Origin of the sequence: Paraburkholderia bengalensis (assembly GCF_037126505.1) — a bacterium.
Classification (GTDB): Bacteria; Pseudomonadota; Gammaproteobacteria; order Burkholderiales; family Burkholderiaceae; genus Paraburkholderia; species Paraburkholderia bengalensis.
The window spans coordinates 36,746-44,286 of sequence record NZ_JACFYJ010000068.1 but is presented as its reverse complement, the minus strand read 5'-3'; the positions used below and the strand labels follow the sequence as shown (position 1 = coordinate 44,286).

Below are 7,541 nucleotides of genomic sequence, written 5' to 3'. Positions count from 1 at the left end.
CAAACGACCCGGCCGCGCATGCGACCGGGTCGTCAAATCCCGCCCTTCACGTTACACCGTTCGGTACCTCAGAAAAGACCTTAACTGAACGGCATTACCACATATGCGCGCTTTTTCCGGGCGTTGCTGCGAACCTGTTTGTGGTCGCCTTCAGAACCCGCGCGACATCACGGCAACGCCGATTGTCACGATGCCCAGCACCAGATTCACGACGACGAGCCGCCGCACCGTGCCCACCGCCCGCGCGCCGTCGGGCCATTTCTGCGCCTGCACGGCGCGGCGAATGCGCGGAAAGACCGCGAAACGGATATGCCCGAAAATCAGCATCATGACGATGCCGATGCCTGCCATTGCGTGCAGTTGCCAAGTGGCGTGACCGCCACCGAATTGCATCAGCAAGAAGCCGCCCGTCAGCAGAATGACGATGACGGACACGCCGACCCAGTTGAAGAAGCGGCCAAACACAGACTCCCACAGCGGCAGGCGCAACTGCGGCGATAAATCTTCGAGTGCGGGGCGCAGGCAGAAATGCGCGAACACCATGCCGCCGATCCACACGGCGACGCCCAACAGATGCAAAAACAGCGCGACTTCGATCGCCTTGTTCATAGTTGTTTTCCTTACCCGATGCAGCGCGTTGCCATCATGTCCGTTCGATTCACGTCGGCGCCCATCTGCGCCAATGACCGCATTCGACCCGTGACATCTCGCGCAGTTCAATCCCGCGCAAACTGTTTCGTGTTGCGCCGTGAGACGCCCCGCTCACGGCATGTTCCGCGGCGCGCCGGTAAAACGGCACGCCGCGATCCGGATAGTACGTCGAGGTAACGATGCCGTGCGCAGCGAGCGAACGCACACCATGCGATCGCACCGCATGCACGGCTTTCGCGGCCGCGTTACCCGACCTTACTCGCCCAGCACCGGGCGCAGCGACGTCACTTCCTTGAGCTTCGTATCCGGCGTGCGGCCCTTGCGTGCGCGCTTGCCGACATTCGGTTCGAGCGCCTTGCCCGACAACTGCTCTTCCGCCGGCTTGTTGCGATACATGCCTTGCAACACGACGCCTGCGCTGCTGATGGCGAGTGCCTGCACGAGCGCTTCGTTGGGATCGAGCGCCATCAGGATCACCCCACGTCCGCCGCCCGACAGCGTCTTCATCTCATCGAGACCGAACACCAGCAGCCGCCCGCCACCCGACAGACAGGCGACCTGCGTCGCGTCGGGGAGCATCGGCATCGGCGCGAGCGGCGTCGCCCCTTCGTCGATTGTCATGAACGCCTTGCCGGCCTTCACGCGGCTCACCATGTCGCCGACCTTCGCGATGAAGCCGAAACCGTTCGACGACGCCAGCAGCAACGCCTGTTCCGCCGACGCGGCGTAGTAATGCATCAGATGCGTGCCCGATTCGAGTTCGATCAGCGACGTGACGGGCACGCCGTCCCCGCGCCCCCCCCGGCAATTGCGCGACGGACACGGAATACACCCGGCCCTTGCTGCCCCACGCGATCAGCGTGTCAGGCGTGCGGCACTGGAACGCGGCGTAGAGGCCGTCGCCCGCCTTGAACGTGAAGCCAGCGGGATCGAGCCCGTGGCCCTTCAGCGCGCGCACCCAGCCCTTTTGCGACACGACGACGGTGACAGGTTCATCGACGACACGCGCTTCGAACGTCGCGCGCTTTTCCTGCTGGATCAGCGTGCGGCGATCGTCGCCATATTGCTTTGCGTCCGCTTCGATTTCCTTGATGAGCAGGCGCTTCATCGCGGGTTCGCTGCCGAGCAGTTCTTCGAGCTTGGCCTTTTCGTCGCGCAGTTCGGACAGTTCCTTTTCGATCTTGATCTTCTCGAGGCGCGCCAACTGACGCAGCCGGATTTCGAGAATGTCTTCGGCCTGACGATCAGACAGACCAAAGGCGTCGATCAGCGCCGTCTTGGGTTCTTCCGATTCGCGAATGATGCGGATGACTTCGTCAATGTTCAAAAAGACGATCATCCGGCCTTCGAGGATGTGAATCCGGTCGTTGACCTTGCCCAGACGATGCTGCGAACGACGCGTGACCGTCGTGAAGCGGAAGCCGATCCACTCGTGCAGGATCTCACCGAGACCCTTCTGACGCGGGCGTCCATCCGCGCCGACCATCACGAGATTCAGCGCCGCGTTCGATTCGAGGCTCGTATGCGCGAGCAGCGTGTTGACGAACTCGGTCTGATCGATCCGGCTCGACTTCGGCTCGAAAACGAGACGCACGGGCGCATCTTTGCCGGATTCGTCGCGGACGGCGTCGAGCAGACCAAGAAGCGTCTGCTTCGTCTGCAACTGTTCCGGCGTCAACGACTTCTTACCGAGCTTGATCTTAGGATTCGTCTGTTCCTCGATCTCCTCGAGCACCTTTTGGCCGGAAGTGTTCGGCGGCAACTCAGTGATGACGAGTTGCCACTGACCGCGCGCGAGATCTTCGATCTTCCAGCGTGCACGGACCTTAAGGCTGCCGCGCCCTGTCTCATACGCTTGCGAGATTTCGGCTTCGCTCGAAATGATCTGGCCGCCGCCCGGGAAGTCTGGACCGGGCACATGCTGCATCAGATCGGCATGTGTGATCTTCGGATTGCGGATCATCGCGACGGCAGCCGCCGCGACTTCGCGCAGATTGTGCGACGGGATTTCCGTCGCGAGACCCACCGCGATGCCCGACGCGCCGTTTAGCAGCACGAACGGCAGACGCGCGGGCAGCAACTTGGGCTCTTCGAACGAGCCGTCGTAGTTCGGCATGAAATCGACGGTGCCCTGATCGATTTCGTCGAGCAGCAGTTTCGCGATCGGCGTGAGGCGCGCTTCCGTGTAACGCATCGCCGCCGCGCCGTCGCCGTCGCGCGAGCCGAAGTTGCCCTGGCCGTCGATCAGCGGATAGCGCATCGAAAAATCTTGCGCGAGACGCACGAGCGCGTCGTACGCCGACTGATCGCCGTGCGGGTGATATTTACCCAGCACGTCGCCGACCACGCGCGCCGACTTCACCGGCTTCGCGTTGTCGCCGAGACCCATTTCGTTCATCGCGTACAGAATGCGCCGCTGCACGGGCTTCTGGCCGTCGCAGACGTCGGGCAGCGCGCGTCCCTTCACCACGCTCACCGCGTAGTCGAGATATGCGCGTTCCGCGTAGTTGCCGAGCGTCAGCACGTCCCCTTCGGGCGCGGCCGGTTCAGTGAACAGATCGGGAGTGTTGTCGTCCATCTAGATTCCGTGTCCTTGTTGGCGGCGCGCGCTTCGTGCTGCGTCGGCCGCGGCCGCGAGCGCGAAGCGCGGCGGCGCTCAGATATCCGCTTCGACCTGGTTGCCCTTCTCTTCGAGCCAGCTACGGCGCGACGCCGCTTCGCCCTTGCCCATCAGCATCGTCATGCGTGCGACGGTCGCGTCGAAGTCGAGGTCGCCGAGCGCCACCGGCGACAGACGCCGCGTGTCCGGGTTCATCGTCGTGTCCCACAGCTGTTCGGCGCTCATTTCGCCCAAACCCTTGAAGCGGCTGATCGACCATTGCGATTCGCGCACGCCGTCCTTGCGCAGCTTGTCGAGAATCGCTTCCAGTTCGCCTTCATCGAGCGCGTACAGCTTCTGCGCGGGCTTCTTGCCGCGCGCGGGGGCATCGACGCGAAACAGCGGCGGCCGCGCGACATGCACGTGCCCGCGCTCGATCAGCTGCGGGAAGTGCTTGAAGAACAGCGTGAGCAACAGCACCTGAATATGAGAACCGTCGACGTCCGCATCGGACAAGATGCAGATCTTGCCGTAGCGCAGATTGGAGAGATCGACTGTGTCATCCGGATTGTGCGGATCGACGCCGATCGCCACAGAAATGTCGTGCACTTCGTTGTTGGCGAAGAGACGATCGCGCTCCGTTTCCCAGGTATTCAGCACCTTGCCCCGCAGCGGGAGGATGGCCTGGTATTCCTTGTCGCGGCCCATTTTTGCCGAGCCGCCCGCCGAATCGCCCTCGACGAGAAACAGTTCATTGCGGCCGATTTCCGTCGATTCGCAATCGGTCAGCTTGCCGGGCAGCACGGCGACGCCCGAGCTCTTGCGCTTCTCGACCTTTTGACCTGCGCGCGTGCGCGCCTGCGCCTGCTTGATGACGAGATCGGCGAGCTTCTTGCCATGGTCGACGTGCTGGTTCAGCCACAGTTCGAGCGCGGGGCGCGCGAACGACGACACCAGCTTGACGGCATCGCGGCTATTCAGACGTTCCTTGATTTGCCCCTGGAACTGCGGATCGAGCACCTTCGCGGACAGCACGAACGACACGCGCGCGAATACGTCTTCCGCGAGCAGCTTGACGCCCTTCGGCTGCAGATTGTGCAACTCGACGAAGCTCTTTACGGCCTGAAAGAGACCGTCGCGCAAACCGGCTTCGTGCGTGCCGCCTGCGGGCGTGGGAATCAGGTTCACGTACGACTCGCGCGTGAGCGGCCCTTCTTCGCTCCACGCGACGACCCACGCCGCGCCCTCTCCCTCGGCGAACGTTTCCTCATTCGAGCGCGAGCTTTCCGCGTAGCGTTCGCCTTCGAAGAGAGGAATCAGCAGCTCGCTGCCCGCCATGCCTTCCATCAGGTAGCCGCGCAGACCGTCTTCGTACTTCCAGCTTTGACGTTCGCCCGTTTTTTCATTGACAAGTACGACTTCGACGCCCGGCAGCAGCACCGCTTTCGAGCGCAGCAGCCGTTGCAGTTCGCCGAGGGGCAGATTGGGCGAATCGAAATATTTCGGGTCGGCCCAGGCGGTCACGCGCGTGCCCGACTTCTTGTCGGCTTTTGTCGCGGCGCGCACCCGCAGCGGCTCGATGACATCGCCGTGCGAAAAGCTGAGTTCGGCGACCTTGCCGTCGCGCCAGACGGTCACGTCGAGGCGCGTGGACAGCGCGTTCGTCACCGACACGCCGACGCCGTGCAGACCGCCCGAGAATGTATAGGCGCCGCCCGCCGCCTTGTCGAACTTGCCGCCTGCGTGCAGGCGCGTGAAAACGATTTCGACGACGGGGACGCCCTCTTCCGGATGCATGCCGAACGGAATGCCGCGCCCGTCGTCCTCGACGGATACGGAATGGTCGGCATGCAGCGTGACCGTGATCTGACGGCCGTAGCCGCCGAGCGCTTCGTCGGACGCGTTGTCGATGACTTCCTGAATGATATGCAGCGGATTTTCGGTGCGCGTGTACATGCCGGGCCGCTGTTTGACCGGCTCCAGGCCCTTGAGCACCTTGATCGATGCTTCGCTATACGCGGCGTTAGGCTTTTTCGTTGACATGGCTTGCTCGGGTCCGTCGGTTCATCGTTGTCCACATGTCTTGTGGACAGGTGCGTGGACAATGCGTTGAGTTCTCAAAAAAAACGAAACGAAACAACGGAGTGTGTGCGCTGCATGGGTTGCGTGCAGCGGTTATCGGTTTGCCCTGTCTGCTTTCCAAGGTTCTCCGGCGCGCCCGCTATTGCGCGACGCGCTGGAACGACCGTGGGAAGCAGGTCCGCGGGTATTTTACTGATTTCGATGCGCGGGGCAATTTAGATGATGGGTGTAGGACAATTGGCAGGAAAAACCGCCGACACCCCGTGCGCTATTTCCGCTTGCTCTCCAGCTCGTCCCACCGTTCGATTGCGGCGAGCAGTTCGTCGTCGATGGCCGCGTAGCGCTCGGTCAGCCGCGCGCCCTCCTGCGCGTCCTTGACGAAGATCGATCCGTCCTCGATTTGCGCGGCGATCGTCTTCTGCTCTGCTTCGAGCGCGGCGATCTTTTCGGGCAGCGCCTCCAGCTCGCGTTGCTCCTTGAAAGAAAGCTTGACGGTGCGCTGCGCGTTGCGGCCCGCCGCGCTTTCCTTCGGCGCGGCCTCTTTCGGCTGCTCTTTGGGCGCGCCCTGCTGCGTGATCTGCTCCGAACGATCGCGCTGGATCTGCCAGTCGGTGAAGCCGCCCACGTATTCGCGCCACTTGCCCTCGCCCTCGGACGCGATCACCGACGTCACCACGTTGTCCAGGAACGCGCGGTCGTGGCTCACTAGCAGCACGGTGCCGTCGTAATCCGTGAGCAGTTCTTCGAGCAGTTCGAGCGTCGGGATGTCGAGGTCGTTGGTCGGCTCGTCGAGCACCAGCACGTTCGCAGGCCGCGCGAACAGACGCGCGAGCAGCAGCCGGTTGCGCTCGCCGCCCGACAGCGACTTGACGGGCGAACGCGCGCGCTCCGGCGCAAACAGAAAATCGCCGAGATAGCTCATCACGTGCTTTTTCTGGCCGTTGATCTCGACCCAGTCGCTACCGGGGCTGATCGTGTCGGCGAGGCTTTTTTCCAGGTCGAGCTGCGCGCGCATCTGGTCGAAGTACGCGACCTGCAGATTCGTGCCCACGCGCACGTTGCCTTCATCCGGCTGCAACTCGCCGAGGATCAGCTTGAGCAGCGTGGTCTTGCCGGCGCCGTTCGGCCCGACGAAACCGATCTTGTCGCCGCGCATCACCGTCGTCGAGAAACGGTCGACCACCGTACGCTCGCCATAGCGCTTCGTGACATCCGTGAGTTCCGCGACGATCTTGCCGGACTTCTCGCCCTGTCCCACGTCGAGCTTCACGTTGCCCTGCACGTTGCGGCGTTCTTCGCGTTCCTTGCGCATCTGCACGAGCCGGGCGATCCGGCCGACGCTGCGCGTACGGCGCGCCTCGACGCCCTTGCGAATCCATACTTCTTCCTGCGCCAGCAGCTTGTCGAACTTCTCGTTTTCGACGCGCTCCACTTCCAGCTGCTGCGCCTTGCGCGTCTGATACGCGGAGAAATTGCCCGGATACGACAGCAGACGCCCGCGATCCAATTCGACGATGCGCGTGGCGACACGGTCGAGAAACGCGCGATCGTGCGTGATGAACAACAGGCCCGCGCGCTGTGCGATCAGCAGTTCCTCGAGCCAGCGAATACCGTCGAAGTCCAGATGGTTGGTCGGCTCGTCGAGCAGCAGCACGTCCGGCTGCACGACGAGTGCGCGCGCGAGCGCGACGCGCTTCTGCATGCCGCCCGACAGCGAGCCGACGAGCGCGTCGCCGTCGAGGCCGATCTGCGCGAGCGTCGTGGCCACACGCGTGCGCCAGTTCCATGCATCCGTCGCATCGAGCGACGATTGCAGTGCGTTCATGCGCGCGAGCAGCGCGTCGTGCTGCGCGCCTTCGGGCGTTTCGGCCAGATCGTGCGCGACCGTGTTGTACTCGTCGAGCAGCGCGCTCTGGTGCGTGAGACCCGCGGCGACCGTATCGAACACGGTCACGGCGCCGTCGAACTCCGGTTCCTGCGGCACGTACACAGTGACGAGATCCTGCTGCCGCGTGATGAGACCGTCGTCGGGCCTGGCAAGCTCGGCAACGATCTTCAGCAGCGACGACTTGCCCGCGCCGTTACGGCCGATCAGCCCGACGCGCTCGCCGGCTTCGAGAGAAAAATCCGCGTGATCGAGCAGCGCGACGTGGCCGAACGCCAGTTGCGCGCCCGTGATGGTGTAAAGCGACATGGAAAATGAGCAAAC

At 63.3% G+C, this 7,541-nt stretch carries 3 protein-coding genes and 1 pseudogene; all 4 read right to left on the bottom strand.

Features of this window, described 5'->3' with window-relative positions; translation table 11 throughout:
* Positions 1-150: 150 nt before the first annotated feature.
* A complete protein-coding gene (locus H3V53_RS30425; RefSeq protein ID WP_054919736.1) occupies positions 151-609 on the bottom strand; it encodes a CopD family protein in 459 nt (152 codons plus the stop codon).
* A gap of 297 nt (positions 610-906) precedes the next feature.
* Positions 907-3,229 (bottom strand): annotated as a pseudogene (gene parC, locus H3V53_RS30420) (DNA topoisomerase IV subunit A).
* A gap of 78 nt (positions 3,230-3,307) precedes the next feature.
* Positions 3,308-5,293, bottom strand: a complete 1,986-nt coding sequence (locus H3V53_RS30415) for a DNA topoisomerase IV subunit B (protein ID WP_336601031.1) — start codon at positions 5,291-5,293, stop codon at positions 3,308-3,310.
* 307 nt (positions 5,294-5,600) lie between these two features.
* Positions 5,601-7,526, bottom strand: a complete 1,926-nt coding sequence (locus H3V53_RS30410; protein ID WP_336601033.1) for an ATP-binding cassette domain-containing protein — start codon at positions 7,524-7,526, stop codon at positions 5,601-5,603.
* Positions 7,527-7,541: the final 15 nt, after the last annotated feature.

What these genes read in the sequence shown, in the direction of transcription:
- H3V53_RS30425 (WP_054919736.1), bottom strand. Translation starts at nt 609, where the DNA reads ATGAACAAGGCGATCGAAGTCGCGCTGTTTTTGCATCTGTTGGGCGTC.
- H3V53_RS30415 (WP_336601031.1), bottom strand. Translation starts at nt 5,293, where the DNA reads ATGTCAACGAAAAAGCCTAACGCCGCGTATAGCGAAGCATCGATCAAG.
- H3V53_RS30410 (WP_336601033.1), bottom strand. Translation starts at nt 7,526, where the DNA reads ATGTCGCTTTACACCATCACGGGCGCGCAACTGGCGTTCGGCCACGTC.